Consider the following 19,198-nt stretch of genomic DNA (forward strand, 5'->3'; position numbering starts at 1 on the left):
ACCCCCCTTCACCCTTCATCCGATTTGACATGGCCCCGACCGAGGAGAAGCAGTGATGCGCACCTTTGGACGTCATGCACGGCTCGCCGCCACCGCCGTGGTGTGCGGTACGACCCTGGCCCTGGCCACCCTCGCCGCCCCGGCGCAGGCCGGTACGGGTACGGCGGGTGGCCCGGCGGGCCGCTCCGCCGAGCGCGCGGCCCTCGCCCCGGGCGACGGCTGGGCCTCCACCGGCTCCGGCACCACCGGCGGCCGGGCCGCCGTCGCCGAGCATGTCTACACCGTCACCACCTGGGCCCAGTTCAGAGCGGCGCTGGCGCAGGCCGCCGACGCCCCGTCGATCATCCGGGTCAAGGGCACCCTCGACGCGCTCTCGGACGAGCAGGGCAACGCCCGTACCTGCGCGGATTACGCGGCCCCCGGCTACTCCTTCGACCAGTACCTCGCCGACTACGATCCGGCGGTCTGGGGGTACGAGAACCCGGTGAGCGGCGAGCAGGAGGATCTGCGGGCCGCGTCCGCCAAGCGGCAGTCCGCGCAGATCATGGCGTACGTCCCGGCCAACACGACCGTGATCGGTGTCGGCGGGGACGCCCGGATCCTCGGCGGCAGTCTCCAGATCAGGAACGTCGACAACGTCATCGTCCGCAATGTGACCTTCGAGGACACCTACGACTGCTTCCCGCAGTGGGACCCGACCGACGGCGACGTCGGTGAGTGGAACTCCGAGTACGACAACATGGTGGTGTACGGCACCACGCATGTCTGGGTGGACCACAACACCTTCACCGACGGCCGCCACCCGGACAGTGAACAGCCCCGCTACTTCGGCCGGTTGTACCAGCAGCACGACGGTGAGCTGGACATCGTCCGGGGCGCCGACATGGTCACCGTCTCGTGGAACGTCTTCGCCGACCACGACAAGACCATGCTGATCGGCAACAGTGACGGCGCGGCGGCCACCGACCGGGGCAAGCTCAAGGTCACCCTGCACCACAACCAGTTCAGGAATGTGGTCGAGCGGGCGCCCCGGGTCCGATTCGGCCAGGTGGACACGTACAACAACCACTACGTCGCCCAGAAGCCGGCGGACTACGGCTACTCCTTCGGGATCGGTTTCGAGTCCCAACTGGTCGCGGAGAAGAACGCGTTCACGCTGGCGGCGGGGGTGAACCCGGCGAAGGTCCTGAAGAAGTGGAGCGAGGCGCCGGTCACCACCACCGACAACTACGTCAACGGACGGCCGGTCGATCTCCTCGCCGTCCACAACGCGGGGATCCCCGAGGAGACCCTGCGCCCCGACGCGGGCTGGACGCCCACCCTGCGGACCGCAGTCGACTCCCCGCGCGCGGTGCCGCGTGTGGTGGACTCCGGGGCGGGCGCAGGAAAGCTGGGCTGAGCGGATCCCCCCTGCCGCGGCGGTACGGCGCGCCCGTACCGCCGCGGCAGGCGGGCGGGGTTGCTACGGCCGGGTCCCGATGACCACCGTGGCGTACAGCTCCCGCGAGGTGGCCACGCGCGGGACCAGCCCGCTCCCGGCGAACGTCCTGGCGGCGCCCGCCGCCTGGCGCTCGCTCGTCTCGACGAGCAGGGAGCCGCCGGCGGCCAGCCAGCCGGGCGCCCCCGCCGTGACCCGGCGCAGCACGTCGAGCCCGTCCTCCCCGCCGTCGAGCGCCACCCGCGCCTCGTGGATCCGGGCCTCGGGGGGCAGCAGCCCGACCTCCTCGGTGGGGACGTACGGCACATTGGCGAGGAGGATGTCGACCCGGCCGCGCAGCGCGGCGGGCAGCGGCGCGTAGAGATCGCCCTCGTACACCCGGGCCCCGGCGGGCACGTTGCGCCGGGCGCACCGTACGGCGGCGGGGTCGATGTCGGCGGCGTACAGCTCGGCCCCGTCGAGTTCGGCGGCCAGCGCCGCGCCGAGCGCACCCGAGCCGCAGCACAGGTCGACGACGACCGCGCCGGGCGGGGCGAGCGCGGCGGCCCGGTCGACCAGGAACTCCGTACGGCGGCGGGGCACGAAGACCCCGGGGTCGACGGCGACCCGCAGCCCGTGGAACTCCGCCCAGCCGAGGACGTGTTCCAGGGGCAGCCCGGCGACACGGCGGCCGACCATGGCGGCGAGGTCGTCCGGCGTGCGCGCGGTGGCGACGAGCAGCCGCGCCTCGTCCTCGGCGAAGACACAGCCGGCGGCCCGCAGCCTGGCGACGACCTCGGGCGGCGGATCGGCCGGCGGGACGGGCGAGCAGGCGGAAGCGGAGGTGGGAGAAGAGTGAACAGAGGACACGCGGAGCCTTTCGGGATGCCGATGGGCACTCCCGGCGGTCACCTATGCCTGATGGACCGCACAGCCGTGGGAGCGGAGCGCCCGACCTGGTACAGCGGTGATGGGTCTCGCCTCCTTCGGTGGCCGGTGGGTACGTCACTGTGTGCGTCGGTCACCCTACCCGAGGCGGCCCCCGGCCGCGCGGGGGTGCGCGACAGCCCTTTCCGGCCCCTGTCCCGGGCCCTTCTCTCAGGCCCCTCTTAGCCGCACCTTAAGTGCGGCATAAGGATGGGCTCCGCGCCCCTCTCACCGGCGATTCCGGGGTTTCGAGCGGCTAGTTTGCTGAGCGCTGGAGCGGCACGGGGGCGGGGAGGCCGCCTGCCGCTCCGGCGGTCTCAGCTCGTCCCCTGCCGAAGGAGCTCCATTCAATGACCGCTCGACGCACGGCCACCGGGATCGTCGTCCTCGGCCTCGCCCCGCTCGCGCTGGCCGGTCTCACCGCCGCGCCCGCGGCCGCCCACGGTTCGATGACGGACCCGGTCAGCCGGGTCGCCGCGTGCTTCGCCGAGGGGCCCGAGAGCCCGCGCTCCGAGGCGTGCAAGGCGGCCGTCGCGGCCAGTGGGACGCAGGCGTTCTACGACTGGAACGAGGTCAACATCCCGAACGCCGCCGGGAACCACCGGCAGATCATCCCGGACGGCGCGCTGTGCGGCGCGGGCCGTGACAAGTACAAGGGGCTCGATCTGGCGCGCGCCGACTGGCCGTCGTCGCCGATGAACGCGGGCAACCGCACCTTCCGTTACAAGGCCACCGCGCCGCACAAGGGCTCCTTCGAGCTGTACCTCACCAAGGACGGTTACGACCCCACGCAGCCGCTGAAGTGGTCGGACCTGGAGGAGAAGCCCTTTCTGACGGTCACCGACCCGAAGCTGGAGGACGGCGCCTATGTCTTCGACGGCGTCGTGCCGAACCGCTCGGGCCACCATCTGCTCTACTCCATCTGGCAGCGCTCGGACAGCCCCGAGGCGTTCTACACCTGCTCCGACGTGGTCTTCGGCCAGGGCGGCGGCGCGGCAGGTGCCGCCCCCACCGCCGCCCCGACCGCTTCCGCGCCCACGGACGCGACGATCGAGGAGGGGACGGACAAGTCCTCCGTCGACCACAACGGCCATGGCGGGGACGCCGGTCACACCGCCGCCCCCGAGGAGGCGCCCGCCTCGCAGGCCCCGGCCCCGGCCACCGAGGCCGACGGGGCGAAGGGGGCCGACGACACCGACGGCGCTCCCGAGGTGAAGGCCGCCGGCGCCCCGGCCGCGCAGCCGGTCGAACAGCCCGCGGGCGGCCAGGAGAACCTCGCCGAGACCGGCGGCTCCACCGCCACCCCGTATCTCGCGGTGGGCGGAGCGGCGACACTCGCCCTCGGCGCCGCGGTGATGTTCGCCACGGTGCGGCGCCGGGCGGCCACGACGGGACGCCACGGCCGCTGAGCCGCCCGCCCCGTACCAGGACGTACGGCTGTGGCGAGGCCGGGTCAGCCGAGCACGGAGGCACAGGTGGTCGGCGTCGCGCGGGCCGGGTCCAGCGCGTTGGCCACCTCGTGGAAGGCGATCCGGTCGACCAGTCCGAGCGTCGCGTGCTCGGACACGTCGACCGCGCACAGGTCCTGGATCAGCACGTTGCGCACGCCGGGACCGGTCAGGAACTGTGACCGGTACGGCGTGACGATCTCGTCGTACCGTGTGGAGATGACGGTGTAGTGGACGCCCGGCACCGTGTCGCCGCCCTCGTTGAGCTTGGTGAGGAGCGGCGATCCGACGATCTGGTCGGCGAGCGCGGGCGTCTTCTCGATCAGCAGGTCCTTCGCCCCCGGGACGTACTCCAGCAGCTTGGTCAGCCCGAGCAGGGTGGTGCCCCGGTTGGAGGGCGCGATCCCGACGAGGGCGTTCACCTTCGCCGCGCCGCCCAGGAACTTCAGGTAGTAGCGCGGCATCATGCCGCCCTGGGAGTGGCCGACGAGATCGGCCTTCGGTGCGCCGGTGGCCGCGAGCACCCGGTCGACGTACGTGGCGAGCTGTGCGGCCGAGGCGTCTATGGGGCCCAGCCCGTGGAGCAGGGGGACGCCGGGGAGTTGGCCGTAGTCGAGGGAGAAGACGCAGTATCCGCGGTTCACCAGGTACGGGGCGAGTCCGAGCCAGTTGTCGACGGAGTTCGCGAGGGTGCCGTGGACGAGCACTACGGGGCGGGGGTGGGCGGCGGAGGGCTTGCACGAGAAGTCGTTCCAGCCACTGCTGGTGGCGGCGGGTACGGCGGTGGGGGTGGCGGCCACGGCGGGGGTGACCGTGACGGTCACGGCCAGCAGCAGGGTGGCCACTGGTCCGAAGACGCGTTTCCAGGGCAGCATCGGGCGATCTCCTTGCGGCTCAAGGGAATGGCGATGACTGTCAGCCCTGTGGTCCGGACCACACTGAGGGGTGAACTACCGTCAAGTTACGCAGGAGTAGGGTCAAGAAGGAAGTTACGCGTCGGTAAAAGATGACGGCGCACCACGGCCCCACCCGCCGTGGTGCGCCGGGGTGCGTTACGGCTCCCCCGCCGGGGTGCGCCGCCCGCCTCTCCTGCCCGGCCCACCGCCCCGGCCGCACGCCCGGCCTCGGCCATTCAGCCCCCTCCCGCCTGCGCGCGCCCCGCCGGGCCCGGAGCGTGAGGGCATGACTTTCGTCGACGAGGTGAAGAACGCCGTCTCCGTACGGGCCGCCCTGCTCGTCCTCGGAGTGCTCGCGCTGCAGCTCCTGTTCATCACGTCCTACGTGGGCGCGCTGCACAGCCCGAAGCCCACGGACGTCAAGGTCGCCGTCGTCGCCCCGGGCCGGAGCGCCGCCCAGCTCACCGCCGCACTGAAGGGGCTGCCGGGCCATCCGCTCGCCCCGCGCACGCTCCCCGACGAGCGGACCGCGCGGCGGCAGATCCTGAACCGCGACATCGACGCGGCGCTCGTCGTCCGGCCGAAGTCGTTCAGTGACACCCTGCTGGTCGCCACCGGTCAGGGCACCAACGAGACCAGGGCGCTGGTGAACATCTTCGAGAGCCTGGAGTCGCAGCAGCAGCGCTCCCTCCGGCTGACGGACATCGCACCGGCCTCCGCCCGGGACGCGGGCAGCCTCTCCTCCTTCTACCTGGTGATCGGGTGGTGCGTCGGCGGCTATCTGTGCGCGGCCGCCCTCGCGATCAGCCACGGTGCCCGGCCGGCCACCCTCGGCAGGGCCGTGATCCGGCTGACCGTACTGGCGGTGTACGCGATCGTCGGCGGCCTGCTCGGCGCGGTGATCACCGGTCCTGTGCTGGGGGCGCTGCCGGGCAGTGTGGCGGGGCTGTGGGGGCTCGGGGCGCTCACCGTCTTCGCGGTCGGCGCGCTCACCCTGGCGCTCCAGACGCTCTGCGGTGTCGTCGGGCTCGGGCTGGCCGTCCTGATCGTGGTGATCGCCGGGAACCCGAGCTCGGGTGGCGGCTACCCGGCGCCGATGCTGCCGGACTTCTGGCGGGCGATCAGTCCGGCGCTGCCGCCCGGCGCGGCCACCTGGGTCGCCCGGTCGATCGCGTACTTCCGGGGCAACGCGATCACGGCGCCGCTCCTGGTGCTCTCCGCCTGGGCCGTGGCGGGGACGGCGGTCACCCTGGTCGGATCGGCGCTCCGGAGGAAGGACCGCCCCGGTCCCGCCCCCGCCGCACACCCCACCGCCGGGCCGTACGTCTGACCGGCGCGCGAGAGGGACCGGCACGCCCCCTTCGGGGTGCCGGTCCCTCCGCCGTGCCGTGGCCTGCGGTCAGCCGATCTCGGCGCCGTACTCGGCGAGCGCCGCCGTCACCGGCTGGAAGAACGTCTGCCCGCCCGAGCCGCAGTCACCGCTGCCGCCCGAGGTCAGGCCGAGCGCGGTCTCCCCGGCGAAGAGCGAGCCGCCGCTGTCGCCCGGTTCGGCGCAGACGGTGGTCTCGATGAGGCCGTTGACTATGTCGCCGTTGCCGTAGTTCACGGTGGCGTCGAGCCCGGTCACCTCGCCGTCGTGCACCTGGGTCGTGGAGCCGCTGCGGACGACCTCCTGGCCGACCGTCGCCTCGCCGGCGCTCGTGATCTGCTGGCTGCTGCCGTCGTACAGGTTCACCTCGCTCGGGTGGTCCACGTCGGCGGTGTACTTGACCAGACCGAAGTCGCTGCCGGGGAAGGTCGAGCCCTCCGTCGTGCCGATCTGCTCGCCCTGCGCGTCGGACCAGCTCTGGATGGACTCCGTGCAGTGCCCGGCGGTGACGAAGTACGGCTCGCCGTCCTTGACCACGTTGAAGCCGAGCGAGCAGCGCGAGCCACCGCCCGTGATGGCGTCGCCGCCCGCGACGAGGGGCTTGAACTCCCCCGCCGTCCGCTTCAGTTCGGCCTTGGCGCCGAGCTTCTCCACCACGCCGCCGAGCTTCTCCCAGGCCGCGCCCTCGACCGTACGGTCGGCCGTGACGACCACCTTGTTGGCCACCGGGTCGACGGACCACGACGTGCCCGGGATGGACGCGTCATCGGTGAGGGTCTGCCGGGCGCTCTTCAGGTCGGCGAGGGTGTTCTGGACCAGTCTCGCCTTGCCGCCCGCCTGACGGACGCTCTCCGCCGCCTGCTCGTCGACGACGTTCACGACGAGCGCCTTGGCCGTCGCGTCGTAGTACGAGCCGGCCGCGGCGTCACCGAGGTCCTTACCGAGGGTGGAGCCGAGGTTTCCGGCCGCCGTCGCCGTGAGGGTCTTCACGGCGAACTGAGGGGTCTCCTCACTGGCGTTCGCATTCTGCAAGGTGAATCCCGCGGCGATCACGGCGACAGCCGCCCCGCCCGCGATCGTGGTGCGCTTCCTGGACATACGCCGATGGTTCAACGTCAACCTCCTGTGGGGACCGTGCCGATACATGTGGGGTGCACCGGTACGGAGGACGAGGCGCCCACTATTCCGAGATCCAGCGGTCGCACACAAGGTCGACTTCAGGACGCACACATGACCGACACATCGCGCTCCGGCGCGTTCGGCGACGGCCGAGCGCGCGGTCGACGACTCCGCGCACGCGAGGTCGCGGGAGCGTTATGGCAGGGGCATGACATATGCCCCTGCCCCTCTGTTCCGTTTCGCGAACACCTGACGCAACCACCACATCACCCACGGCTAAGGTCTGGACCTGTCTGGAAACAACTCCCAGCCCACTCAGGTGCCGAACACGCCGGTACCACCGGCGCGTTCGCGCGGGCCGCCCTTACGCGCTCAGCTCCGATCCGGGACAATCGTCCTGAACCGGGCTCTCCTACGAGGGATTCGAGCCGGTCATGGCGCGCCGAGGGGTAAGCACCTCGGCGGCGGGGAATGCAGGGTCACGGTGCCTGCATGGGGCATGTACATCGGAGCACGCCGGATGAAAGGGGCAGGGGGTTGCGACGTCGGGTGCGCGCGGCGGACGGGCGGCATCTGATGGTGGAGCGTCTGGGGGACCCGCGCGGCAGACCGGTCTTCCTGTTGCACGGCACCCCGGGCAGCAGGCTCGGACCCGCGCCGCGGGGCATGGTGCTGTACCAGCGGGGCATGCAGCTCATCGCCTACGACCGGCCGGGCTACGGCGGTTCCGACCGGCTCGAAGGGCGCAGTGTGGCCGATGTGGCCCAGGACGTGGCGACGATCGCCGACGCCCTCGGCCTCGACCGGTTCGCCGTCGTGGGCCGTTCCGGCGGCGCCCCGCACGCCCTGGCGTGCGCCGCGCTGATGCCGGACCGGGTGACCCGCGCGGCGGCGCTGGTCACGCTCGCGCCGTGGGACGCGGACGGCCTCGACTGGTTCGAGGGCATGGCCGCGTCCAACGTCGCCGAGTACAGCAGGGCGGCGAAGGACCCGGCCGGCGTGGCGGCGCGGCTCACCCCGCGCGCCGACGCCATCCGCGAGAACCCGGTGCGGCTGCTGGACGATCTGCGCAGAGAGCTGACCGACTCGGACCGCATGGTGGTGTCGGACGCCGGGCTCAGAAGGATGCTGCTGCGCAACTACCAGGAGGGGCTGAGCGATTCGGCGTACGGCTGGATCGACGACGCGGTGGCCTTCGCCAGCCCGTGGGGGTTCGACCCCGCGGACATCCGTACGCCGGTGCTGCTGTGGCACGGCGAGCAGGACGTCTTCTCGCCGGTCGGCCACGCCCGCTGGCTCGGGGAGCGCATCCCGGGCGCCACGGTCGTCCTGGAACCGGCCGCGGCGCACTTCGCGTCCCTGCACGCCCTGCCCAGGAGCCTCACCTGGCTTCTGGCCGACTGAGCGGGCGAGGGGTACGGCGCCGGGCGCGGGCCCGGCGCCGTACCTACGGCGGGTCTCACACCGCCAGCGGCTCCAGGTCCCGGTAGACCCGTCGGTCGTCCCGCGCGAAGCGGGTCAGCGCGTGCTCCTCGCCCAGCAGCCTGACCAGCTCCTCCACGGTCTCCACCCGGAGCTGCGCCGCCTCGCCCTTGCGGCCCAGCGCCCCCAGCGTGACGCACATGTTGGAGGTGACGGCCAGCGTCTCCGGATGGCGCGCGCCCAGCGAGACGCGCAGCCCGGCGACGGCGCTCCGCTCGGTCACCAGCGCCTCGTCCAGCTCGCCCAGGTCCGCCTTGGCGTTGGCGAGGCTGACCGTGCAGAAGAGCGTGTGCGGATGTTCGTCGCCCAGCACCTCGCGCATCGTTCGCAGCGCGCCCTGGAGAAGCTGCTGCGCCAACTCCGGTGCCCCGCAACCCCAGTGGAAGACACCGAGGTTGTTGATGGCGGCGAGGGTGTACGGGTGCCGGGCGCCCGGCACCCGCAGATACTGGTCCACGACCTCCTGCGTCAGATCCCTGGCCGCCACCGGCTCCCCGGCCGCGAAGTGGTCGGCGGCCATGTTGAGATCGCACGCGAGCGTGTCCGGGTTGGTGTCCGCGCCGTACTTGGCCCGGTAGCGGTTCCTGGTGGCCGTGGTGAGCCGCCGCGCGTCCTCCAGCATTCCCGCCCTGCGCAGCGACACGGCGAGGCTCTTGGCCGCCGCCAGGGTGCCGGGGAACGCCCGCCCCATCCGCTCCTTGTAGAGGGCGTAGGTCCGGCTGAGCAGCGCGACCGAGTCCTCGTACCGGCCGATCTCCCGCAGGTCGCGCCCGAGGCTGGTGGCGGAGGAGAGGGTGTACGGGTGCTCGGGGCCCAGCACCTCGGTCCGCCGGTCGAAGACCTCCTGGTCCATCTCGCGCGCCTGGGCGTACCGGCCGACCATGCGCAGGTTCAGCGCCCGGTTGTTGGCAGCGGCGAGCGTCCTCGGGTGGGACTCGTGGAAGATCCCGCTGAACCCCTCGTGGGCCTCGGTCGCCAGCTCCATCGCCTTGGCGTACTCACCGAGCGTGCCGAGGTCCATGGCGAGGCCGCTGGTGGTCATGTACGTGTGCGGATGGGTCGCCCCGAGCACCCTGCGCTGCCGGGTCAGGGTCTCCTCGTCCAGCTCCCGCGCCTCCACGTAACGGCCCTGCGAGCGGAAGATGTTGGAGAGGTGGAAGCGCAGATACAGATACTGCGGGTCGTCGTTGCCGAGCGTCTCGCGCCACAGGTCGCGCAGCTCGCCGGCGAGTTCGAAGGCGGCCGGCAGATCGCCGCGCTTCCACAGGTAGCGCACCCGGTCGATCAGCAGCCGGCGGGTCTCCGGACGCAGGCAGAGGCTCGCCTCCGAGGTGATGAGGTGCGGCCAGATCGTGGCGAACCGGTCCCAGGTGCCGGGGTTGTCGATCGGCTCGTCACCGTCGGGCCTGGCGCCGGCGAGGATCCGGTGGACGGCGTGCCGGGCGTCCCGCTGCTCCTCCTCGGTGAGCTGGGCCCGGATGATCGCCTGGACCAGCCGGTGCACCTGGATGCTGTTGCCGACCTGGTCCACCTTGGCCAGCGCGAACCGGCCGATCTCCCGGATGACCCGGCCCAGCACCAGCGTCTCCTGGAGCGAGACGTCGTACGGCTTGAGCGCCTCGATCATCTCCTTGCTGTAGAGGAGGTTCGCGGAGATCGGCTCGGGGGCGAAGAAGGCGCAGAGCTGGAGCAGCCGTACCGCGGCGGGTGAGCGCTCCTTGAGCCGGTCGATGGAGATGTTCCAGGTCGCGGCGACGGGTTCCGGGTAGCCGGCGGGCTGGTTGAGCGCCAGCACCCCGGCCGCCTGCTGGCCCAGTTGGTCCAGGTACTCGGAGACGGGCGTGGCGGTCTCCGCGATCCAGGCGGCGGCCTGCTCGACGGCGAGCGGCAGGTCACCGACGGCGGTGGCCACCTTGTCGGCGTCCACGAGGCTCAGCCCGGGGGCGCGCCGCTGGAGGTGTTCGACGGACTCCTCGCGCAGGAACACGTCCACGGGCAGCGCGTCCCCGTACTGCGACCAGGTCTGGTTGCGCGAGGTGACCAGGACATGGCCGGGGCCGCCCGGCGGGAAGTAGCGCTGGACCAGCTCGGGATCGTCCGCGTTGTCGAAGACCAGCAGCCAGCGGCTGGAGGGCACCCCGCGCCGCAGCAGGTCGACGGCCTCCATCGAGGCGGCGGCCATGTCGTCGCCTCCCTGCGCGCCGAGCCGTACGGCCAGCTCCGCGAGGGAGGCGACCACGTCGGCGGTCTGCTCCGAGGAGATCCACCAGACCAGGTCGTAGTCGGCCATGAAGCGGTGCACGTACTCCAGCGCCACCTGGGTCTTGCCGATGCCGCCGAGCCCGTACAGCGTCTGCGGCTGCGGCAGGACGACGGCCATCCCGCCGCCGAGCTGGTCGCGCATCCGCTCCAGGACGGCGGAGCGCCCGGTGAAGCCGGCGTTGCGGGCCGGCGCGTTCCAGATCTTGGGTACGGTGCCGGGGAAGCGCGGCCCCGGCGCGACGGCGTCGGCGAGCTGGACGGGCCGTTCCAGGGCGCGCAGCAGCGCGGTGGTGGCGTGGGTCTCGTCCAGGCGGAAGAGGTCCACGGGGTTGCGGTCGATGTAGGGGGCGGTGAGCCGTACGTCACCGACGCGCAGCGGCAGCAGCCGGCGCCGGGCGCCGCCGGGGTCCTCGGAGGCGGAGCGCGACCAGACCTCCACGGCCCGCGCGGACTTGAGGTAGGCGGCGGAGAGCAGGACGACCGTACGGCTGGCGCTGTCGTGATGGATCGAGAGCGAGCCGGTGTCGCCGCCCCGGGGCGCGGCGGACGGCTCGGCGGAGACATCGCGCGGCACGACGCGGAACCCGGCCCGGGTGAGGATGGATTCGATCCAGTCGGCCCACATCCGGTTCTCGGCCACATAGCTGAGGTAGAGGTCGGCGGGGAGTGCGGGCCTGCGCCGGGTGAAGGCGTCCCTGATCCGCAGCCGGGTCTCGTCGCCGACGGCGGGCATGGTGGTGACGGCGCCCTCGGTGACATAGGCGGTGAGCCGTTCGAAGGCGGAGAGCAGGGAGTTGGAGAGACCGGCCTCGTCCCCGAAGGTCGCCAGGGTCTCCTCGTAGGCGTAGTAAGGGCGGTACGGGATCTCCACCGCGCCCCAGTAGGCGGTGAGGCGTTCCCCGGTGAGCCCGGCGGGGAACCGGTCGAACTTCAGCCGGGCCAGGGCCCGTCCGGCGTCCGCCTTCTCCTTCTCGCCCTCGTCGATGCGCATCGGCACGGGGAAGATCCGGATGCCCCGGCCGGCGTACCGCTCGTCGATCTGGCGGGCCACGGCGGCGGCGCCGTCGATGGACTGGTCGCTGAGGGTGAAGCAGTCGACGAGGACGTCGGGCAGGTGGACGGTGCAGATGTCGGCGATGTCGCTGAGGCCGGTGCGGCTGTCGATGAGGACGTAGTCGTAGTGGGCCTTCATGTCCTCGCGCAGCGCGTCGAAGAAGTGGCCGCCGCCGAGCCGGTCGTAGAAGTTGTCCCAGTCGAAGGTGGAGACGGTCGCCGAGTACTCGCGGTTCTGCCGTCCCGCCGAGACGAAGTCGAGGGTGCCGCCGTCGGGGAACGCCCACCCGAGGTGTTCCGGGGTGAGCGAGACGGCGTGCGGCTGGATCCGCGCGTAGTCGCGGTGCCAGTCGTCGGAGCGCTCCGCCGGGCTGGTCGCGGCCCAGGCGTACTCGGTGATCAGGTCGATGACCCCGGTGGTCGCGCCGAGGGTCGAGGGGTCGAGGAAGGGGTGGAAGAAGCGGTGCAGGCCGGGCGCTTCCAGGTCCCAGTCGACCGCGAGGACGCGCTTTCCGTTGGCGGCCAGGATCCAGGCCGTGTTGGCCAGGGCCATGGTGCGGCCGGTGCCGCCCTTGTACGAGTAGAAGGTGACGATGCGTCCGTCACGACGTGCTGTCATCCGTGTCCTCCGCATCGGGCGCCAGGTCGTGCGTCTGGGGAACGTAGTGCGTCGTGGCGTACTCGGCGGCCATCGGGCCGCGCAGCCGGGGCCGTTCGATGTGACTGCCGCCGGCCGGCGGATAGACCTCCGCGTGTCTCAGGTACTGCTGGGCCGCCGCTTCGACGACCTGGGGCAGGATCTGGCCGAACGCCTCCATGCTGGGCACGCCTTTGGCGGCGGCCCGGCAGGCGGCGCGACCCTGCCCCATCTTCTTGGGCATGGTCTGTTCGAGTTTCTCGCTCAACTCGGCCTGGGCCGTCCGGCTCTGTTCGTCCTCGCGGTTCCACGGGACGACGACGCTCACCCAGGGCCGGTGTTCGGCGTCGAACGCGGCGAGCCGCTCGCGCTGTTCCTCGTCGTTCAGGGCCCACCGGTCGACCAGCAGTATCTCCGGCCGTACGGGGGCCTGTTTGCCTTCGTGGGGTACCGACACCTCGTCGAAGGAGACGATATCCGCCTGGTAGTTGAGCGAGCGCACCAGGTCCCGCGCGACATACGCCAACGGCCGTGCCGAGTCCGGGTGGTAGGGGTTCCAGTCCTGGGCCATGCCCCCGTAGTAGTCGGCCCTGCGGCCCTCCGGCAGCCCGTGCCGGGTGGGCGCGGCCACGGTGACCTGCATCGGGCGGGGCCCGCCGCTGGCGCCGAAGGCGCTGGGCGCGCTGCGGTAGTCGACGGGGCGCCCGGGGCCTATCGCGGAGGTGTCGGCGACACTGACGATGCGCTTGGCGAGTTCGTAGACGGCCCGCTGGTACTCGTCCTCGAATATCCGGAGTTTGATCAGTCCGTAGAGCCCGTCAGTGACGTAGCGGTCCCCGAAGTCCCGGTGGTTGAACTGCAACCGCTCGGCGGGGCCCGGCAGTTGCCGGGCCGGTACGGGTACCCACAGGGCCGGGACGATCGCCTCGGCCGTGGTGTTGTTCTTCGCCTGCTCGTAGATGACGCGCTGGGCGAAGGCGTACCACTCCTTGCCGCACATCTCGCTGGCGAAGTAGCGCGGCGAGAACAGCGGCACGAACACCCGGCAGGTGGCGAGCACATCGGCGAGCCGCTCCGACCAGCCCTCGCCCGACCGCATCTCGCGGTCGATGAATCCGGCCTGGGCCCCGGCCGGCAGATCCGTCATGGCCATCACATGCTCGGACAGATCCCGGAAGAGCTTCTGCACCCACATGTCCGGGTCGGCCCCGGAGGCGCCGTCCCTCGGTGTGTGCGCGTAGCTCAGGAAGAAATACGGCCGATGGTCGGCCGCTCGCTGCTGCGGTGACGCGTGCACACGACCCCCGTCCTGTGGTGAACACCCACGTCGCTCAACGCCGTTTCCCGGCCATCCACACCGTGGCGTGCGCCACCGCGTCCTTCATCGGGAAGAGGCGCCCGACCACCCCTCCCAGTTGTCCCTTCTGCTCAAGTCCCCATGGGAACGCGGCTCCAATCGCCCCGAAATCACTGTCGTCGAGGTGCACATCCTCATATTCCACCCAGCGCGGTGATCCGTCCGGCGCTTTCACCACACAGTGATAAGAACGTGTGGTCGCGCCGGGCCGGTACTCGGCGAGATGGAACGCGGTGCAGGCGCCGTACCCCACATTGACCAGCAGGACCCGCGCGTCGGCCTCGGCCATCGCGCCGAGCGGGGAGTCCGGGCCGAGATGGCTGTGGAGCGGGTGGTCGGCCAGCAGTTCGGCCGCGCGCGCCCCGAGCGCGGCGAAGGAACTCTGCGGGTGGGCGCTGCGGACGGCTCCCTCCGCGGTGCGTACGGACTCGGCCAGCCGGCCCATCGCCGTGCAGGGCGTGGTCCGCGCGTCGAAGGCGGGCATGCCGGCGCGGAACGCGGCGGCCTGGTGGCGGGAGAGTCCGGCGATCCGTGCCCGGTGGGCGGCGGAGGAGTCGGAGTTCTCCTCGGTGAAGGCCGGCACGACCAGGGTGCCGTCCTCCCCCACCGCCGTCAGCAGGGCCGTACGCAGGGTGTCGGCGTCCAGTCCGGTGCCCCGCAGGGAGGCGTGGACGAGCAGGGTCATCCCGGGGACGACCCCCAGTTCTGCCAGCTCGCGGGCCAACTGCTCGGCGGTGGGCCCGGGTTCCGTGGCACGAGGGGGTTCAGACACGGTCGGCCTCCGCACGCAGGGTGGTCAGCAGGCTCTTCCCGCCGACCGTGAGTTCCGCCGCGTCCTGAAGGGTGTCCAGCGCCCGCAGGGCGTGGTCCCGGTAGCGGCGGTCGTACGCGGCGAGTCCCACGCGTTCGTGGGCCCCGGCCAGCAGTTCGGAGACCGGCACCGGTTCCTCCCGCCAGGGCGCGGGGCGGTGCCACGCGCCGTCCAGCGCGTACAGGTCGGTGACCTCGGTCAGCGCCCGCAGGGTGGCCCGGCGGAACCCGCGCAGCAGCAGGGGCGCCAGGGCCTCGGGGGCGCCCGCCACGGGGACACCCAGCGCCCCGTAGCCGTACCCGGGCCCGCCCGCGCGGGACTCCCGGGCGGTACCGGCCGCCGAGGCCGGTGCGGGTGGCGTCACCGACCGCAGCGGCGTCAGTGTGGACAGTGTGACGGCGGCCGCCGTCGCCTGGTCGGGGACGGCGTCGCGCAGCAGCGCCCAGGCCGCCGCGAGCCGGCCGCTCCAGTCGGCGGCCTCCTCCCGGCCGAGCCCCGGATGGGCGGGGGCGTCGAAGGTGTCGCGGTACGGGTCGATGTCGTCCAGCGCGAGATCGGGCGCCCCGTCCCGGCCGAGGCGGCGCACCGGGCGCCAGGGCCCGGCGGTCTCGTCGGCGCGCACGACGCGTAGTTCGGTGGTGCCGGTACGCACCACGAACCCCTTCTCGGCGAGGCGTACCTCGGCCTCGCCGTCGGTGCCGGGCGGGCCGAGCCGCAGCGCGCCGAGCGTGGGCAGGACGAGCACACCGTCGTGGTGGTGGACCCGTACGGGCGTGTCCAGACCGCCCCGGAGGACGGCGGCGGCGACATATCTCCGCACCTGCCGTGCGAGGTCAGGTGCGTCGGGCCGCCCGTCGCGCGCGGCGGCGATCGCCTCGGCCAGCCAGGTGCGGGTGTAGGGGTGGGCGAAGAGCGTGTCGAGCCCGTCGGAGGACCGTTCGACGGCGCCGGCCAGCTCCCACGCCTCCTGCCAGGACTCGCCGCCCCGGCCGTCGAGCGCGGCGTGCAGCTCGGCCAGCATCGAGCGGGTCAGCTCGTGCTGGGCGTCGAGGAGTTCACCGGGGTGGTGCACGGCCGGGGGGACGGTCCCGGCGCGGGTACGGGACTCGATCCCGCCGATGAGGGCCATCAGGTCGGCGCAGTACACGGAGGGGTGGTCGAAGCCGCCGGGGGACATCCCCGGCCGCGACCGGTAGCGGTGGGTGTAGAGCCCGCCGCCGCAGGAGCGGACGACCGGGCAGCGCCGGCACTCCTCGCTCACACCCGCGAGCCCGAGCTGTCTGGTCCGTACGCCGGGGTGGGCGGCGACCTCGTCGAGGGTGTGGGTGAAGACGTCGAACCCGGTGGCGGCGGCGCCCTCGTAGGCGCTCTTGAGGGAGTCGACCTGCTCCAGGGTGCCGTCGGTCTCCACGACGACGAGGTCGGTGGGGGCGAGGCCGAGCGATTCGGTGAGGCTCGGGCCGCCGGCCAGCGTCGAGAGCACCGAGTCGAAGAGGCGTACGGGCATCGGCCGGCCCCCCGCGTCCCAGCGGTCGAAGACGGCGAGGAGCCAGTCGGCGTACGCGGTGGGCGAGCCGTCCGGGCGCGGCGGCGGTTCGTCCCAGGTGGCGTGCGGCAGCAGGAAGTCGATGCGCGGCGGGTCGAGCGCGGCCAGCGCGTCGTACACCGTGACGGGGTCGTTGGCGGCGTCGATGGTGCAGAGCAGCCCGAGATCGAGATGGCGGTAGCGGTCCTGCCGGAGGAGTTCGACGGCCTTGAGGACCAGGGGGTGGCTGCTGCGGCCGTCCGCGAAGCGGCGGTGCCGGTCGTTGGCGGTGCGGTCGCCGTCGAGGGAGATGCCGACCCGGACGCCGAACTCGTCGAAGAGGTCGAGGTAGCGGGGTGAGAGCTGGAGCCCGTTGGTGTGGATGCGTAAGTCGAGGTCGGCGACGCCGTCGAGGGCGGCGGTCAGCTCCTCGCACACGCGCCTGAGCCGGGCGGGGCCGGCGAGCAGTGGCTCCCCTCCGTGCAGGATCACTGACACGGAGGGCAGGGCGTGGGTGGTGGCATGCTCGGCCAGTCGCAGAGCTGTCCGGGTCATCGCTTCGTCAGAGATCGCTTTGGGGCGGGTACGCCAGCTCTGATCGGCGTGTTCATAGATGTAACAGTGGTCGCACGCGAGATCGCATCTGCTGTGGACCTTCAGAACGATCTCGCGGAAGGGGACCAGCGGTCCTGTCATTCCACCAGTCTAGTGCCGCGACCGGCAATGTTTGCCGACGGGGCAAAGCTTGCCGGGAGGGGCACCAGGGCGCGTTCCGCGGTCCGCGAGCACCGTCGGACGTGCCGTCAGGAGATCGGGTCAGAGCGCCGAGTTGAAGCTCGACACGCGCGCGACACGGCCGCTGGGCATGGGCAGTACACGGCCGAGCTTCTTGGCGACACCGGCGTCGCGTACATCGATCTCTGCGAGGGGGACACGGATCTTCTTCGCGGTGGCGAAGGCGACAGAGGTCTGAGAGGTCACGGCGGCCGTCCTTGATCATGTCGGTCGTACAGGAGACACCGCACCGTTGCAGTGTCAGCGGCTCGACTTTACTCTCATGAACTCATGCGGCAACTCGGCGCGTGGGGACGAGACGAAAGCGTTGCCGGGAGTTCACGAACGGGTGCGGGACTGATCGTTCCGCTGATCGAGTGACCACAAAGGCGCAGACGGGGGCGCGCATGGCCGACTTACGCGGACCACTGCACAGCATGGTCTTCCGAAACGCTGATCTGCCGGTTCTCTTCCATCACGCGGACGCGGTCGCCATCCGCCGCCAGCGCGAAGCGGTCAACGCCACCCGCCGCCAGCTCCTGCTGCTGGTGCTGGGAGCGCTGCTGACCTCGCTGCCCTGGCGGGGGACGGTGGGCGGCTCGTTCCAACTCATCAGCGCCTTGGGCGCGTTGGCGTACGCGGGTGTGCTTCTGGTCACGTTCCGCTCCGCGGGCCAGCGAGCAAAGTCGCATTGGCAACTCAACCGCTCGGCCGCGGAGTTCATCAAGTCGCTGTCCTGGCGCTACGCGGTGCACGGCGCGCCCTTCGACTCCGGGGTCGGCGGAGCGGCCGAGCTGTTCGCCACCCGGATGGAGGCGGGGCTCGCGGAGTTGCGGAAGGTGGGGTGGCAGGACCCTCGGCAGGACCCCAGGGAGAACCCGCCCGAGGGGGCGGACGCCGGGCGGGGCTCCACCGGGGAGCTCATCACGCCCGCGATGCGGATGCTGCGCAACAAGCCCTTCGCCGCCCGCAAGGAGACATATGTCAGGGACCGGCTGATCGAGCAGCGGAACTGGTACCACCGCAGGACGGTCGTCTCCCGCCGGGCCACCACCCTGTGGTCGGCGACGATCGCGCTGCTGACCCTGCTGGCGCTGCTGCTCGCCGTTCTGCGGACCTTCTCGGTCACCGACTCCGGTGCGCTGCTGGGGCTGTTGTCGGCGTCGGCGGCGGCCTGTCTGGCGTGGAGCGAGATCCGCCGCCATCAACCCCTCATCTCCGCACACTCGTTGGTGGAGGAGGACCTGGCGGCGATGCACACGGCGATGGAGACGATGGTCACCGAGGAGCAGTGGGCGAACGCGGTGTACGAGACCGAGCGGATCGTCTCTCCGCAGCACACCGACTGGCTGGTACGGCACCGGAGTTGAGCCCTCGGCGGACTGCGGGGACAACGGGAAGGCGCGCGGGCGCGCTGTGTCAGGCGCGCTCGACGCCCTCGCACCAGATCACCGTGACCGGCTTCCCGCGCTCGCGCGCGTAGCGCACGATGTCGCCCGTACCGCCGAGACCGCGGGCCGGGCGGCCGTCCCAGACCGCGAGCAGCCGGTCGCAGTGGTCGGCGATGTAGGTGCCCGCCGCGTAGTACGCCTCGTCGGTGGAGTGCGGGTAGGCCATCCGGACCTCCAGGGTGGCCCGGTCCTTGAGCCGCCGGTAGCCGTCGAGTTCGGCCGGGTCCTCGAAGCCGTCCTCGTAGTCGCCGCTGGGGATGACCACGGTCAGGTCGGCGCCGTGGTCCAGTGCGAGGACGGCGAAGAGCTGGTCCGCGCCCGCCGCGAGGCTGGAGAGCGCCTCCATCGATCCGCTCTGGCCGTGCAGTACGGTCGCGATGGCGCCCCTGATGTGCGCGTACGCCTCGGCCGGGATGTCCCGGTGACCGGTCACTCCGATGCGTTTCACTGCTTCACGGCCCCCCGGTCCCTCTGCGGCGCACACGCTGGCATTCTCTCAGAGACAGGGAGGCGGGTCCCCGTCCGGCGTCCCGGACAGGGACCCGCCCCGCGCTGGGGCGAAAGGAACCTAGACGCAATACCGGTGACTTTGCTGGTACTGGCTCGTTGAGTTGGTGTGCCAAGGCCGGGACAGTTGAAGGCAGTTGAGAGTGATCGGTTTTCGGATCGC

Annotated in this window: 14 protein-coding genes; 5 read left to right on the plus strand and 9 right to left on the minus strand. The window is 71.8% G+C overall.

All coding sequences use genetic code 11. The features are described from left to right. Nucleotides 1-55 precede the first annotated feature (55 nt). Complete coding sequence (locus tag ACIQ7D_RS21135) at nt 56-1,399, plus strand: polysaccharide lyase family 1 protein (RefSeq protein ID WP_403939656.1); 1,344 nt, start codon at nt 56-58, stop codon at nt 1,397-1,399. 63 nt (nt 1,400-1,462) lie between these two features. On the opposite strand, the gene ACIQ7D_RS21140 is transcribed toward ACIQ7D_RS21135, so the two are convergent. Beyond that, nucleotides 1,463-2,287 carry a putative protein N(5)-glutamine methyltransferase gene (locus ACIQ7D_RS21140; RefSeq protein WP_403939658.1) on the minus strand — a complete coding sequence of 275 codons (825 nt, stop codon included), beginning with the start codon at nt 2,285-2,287 and terminating at the stop codon, nt 1,463-1,465. Between the two features lie 407 nt (nt 2,288-2,694). On the opposite strand from ACIQ7D_RS21140, the gene ACIQ7D_RS21145 reads away from it, so the two are divergent. Next, on the plus strand, nt 2,695-3,753 hold the full coding sequence (locus ACIQ7D_RS21145; protein ID WP_403939661.1) for a lytic polysaccharide monooxygenase: 1,059 nt from the start codon (nt 2,695-2,697) through the stop codon (nt 3,751-3,753). Nucleotides 3,754-3,797: 44 nt separating this feature from the next. On the opposite strand, the gene ACIQ7D_RS21150 is transcribed toward ACIQ7D_RS21145, so the two are convergent. Next, nucleotides 3,798-4,667 carry an esterase/lipase family protein gene (locus ACIQ7D_RS21150; protein ID WP_403939663.1) on the minus strand — a complete coding sequence of 290 codons (870 nt, stop codon included), beginning with the start codon at nt 4,665-4,667 and terminating at the stop codon, nt 3,798-3,800. Nucleotides 4,668-4,974: 307 nt separating this feature from the next. On the opposite strand from ACIQ7D_RS21150, the gene ACIQ7D_RS21155 reads away from it, so the two are divergent. Further along, on the plus strand, nt 4,975-6,018 hold the full coding sequence (locus ACIQ7D_RS21155; RefSeq protein WP_403939665.1) for a DUF3533 domain-containing protein: 1,044 nt from the start codon (nt 4,975-4,977) through the stop codon (nt 6,016-6,018). Between the two features lie 69 nt (nt 6,019-6,087). On the opposite strand, the gene ACIQ7D_RS21160 is transcribed toward ACIQ7D_RS21155, so the two are convergent. Beyond that, nucleotides 6,088-7,203 carry a S1 family peptidase gene (locus ACIQ7D_RS21160; RefSeq protein WP_403939667.1) on the minus strand — a complete coding sequence of 372 codons (1,116 nt, stop codon included), beginning with the start codon at nt 7,201-7,203 and terminating at the stop codon, nt 6,088-6,090. Between the two features lie 510 nt (nt 7,204-7,713). Between ACIQ7D_RS21160 and ACIQ7D_RS21165 the strand changes: the two genes are divergently transcribed. Beyond that, the gene (locus ACIQ7D_RS21165) at nt 7,714-8,580 is read left to right on the plus strand and encodes an alpha/beta fold hydrolase (RefSeq protein ID WP_403939669.1); all 867 of its coding nucleotides are present in this window, start codon (nt 7,714-7,716) and stop codon (nt 8,578-8,580) included. A 55-nt stretch (nt 8,581-8,635) separates the two neighbouring features. Here ACIQ7D_RS21165 and fxsT read toward each other — a convergent pair whose 3' ends face one another. The 5 genes from fxsT to ACIQ7D_RS21190 form a co-directional block, all read right to left on the minus strand. After that, a complete protein-coding gene (gene fxsT, locus ACIQ7D_RS21170) occupies nt 8,636-12,592 on the minus strand; it encodes an FxSxx-COOH system tetratricopeptide repeat protein (protein WP_403939671.1) in 3,957 nt (1,318 codons plus the stop codon). Further along, nucleotides 12,576-13,907, minus strand: coding sequence for an FxsC protein (gene fsxC / locus ACIQ7D_RS21175; RefSeq protein ID WP_403939674.1), 1,332 nt, complete (start codon nt 13,905-13,907; stop codon nt 12,576-12,578). The genes fxsT and fsxC overlap by 17 nt, the downstream gene beginning before the upstream one ends. 34 nt (nt 13,908-13,941) lie before the next feature. After that, nucleotides 13,942-14,652 (minus strand): AAC(3) family N-acetyltransferase, encoded by a 711-nt coding sequence (locus ACIQ7D_RS21180; protein ID WP_403939718.1) that lies wholly within the window; start codon nt 14,650-14,652, stop codon nt 13,942-13,944. 79 nt (nt 14,653-14,731) lie between these two features. Continuing rightward, on the minus strand, nt 14,732-16,999 hold the full coding sequence (gene fxsBH, locus ACIQ7D_RS21185; RefSeq protein WP_403939676.1) for a radical SAM/SPASM protein FxsBH, inactivated beta-hydroxylase extension form: 2,268 nt from the start codon (nt 16,997-16,999) through the stop codon (nt 14,732-14,734). Between the two features lie 120 nt (nt 17,000-17,119). Then, complete coding sequence (locus tag ACIQ7D_RS21190) at nt 17,120-17,284, minus strand: FXSXX-COOH protein (protein ID WP_385005098.1); 165 nt, start codon at nt 17,282-17,284, stop codon at nt 17,120-17,122. A gap of 230 nt (nt 17,285-17,514) precedes the next feature. Here ACIQ7D_RS21190 and ACIQ7D_RS21195 point away from each other — a divergent pair, with 230 nt between their 5' ends. Next, nucleotides 17,515-18,447: a DUF4231 domain-containing protein gene (locus ACIQ7D_RS21195; protein ID WP_403939678.1), complete on the plus strand. Its 933-nt coding sequence runs from the start codon at nt 17,515-17,517 to the stop codon at nt 18,445-18,447. Between the two features lie 49 nt (nt 18,448-18,496). On the opposite strand, the gene ACIQ7D_RS21200 is transcribed toward ACIQ7D_RS21195, so the two are convergent. Further along, nucleotides 18,497-18,976: a hypothetical protein gene (locus ACIQ7D_RS21200; protein WP_403939680.1), complete on the minus strand. Its 480-nt coding sequence runs from the start codon at nt 18,974-18,976 to the stop codon at nt 18,497-18,499. Between the last annotated feature and the right edge of the window lie 222 nt (nt 18,977-19,198).

This window comes from Streptomyces sp. NPDC096310, from assembly GCF_044763125.1.
In the GTDB taxonomy this organism is placed as follows: Bacteria; Actinomycetota; Actinomycetes; order Streptomycetales; family Streptomycetaceae; genus Streptomyces.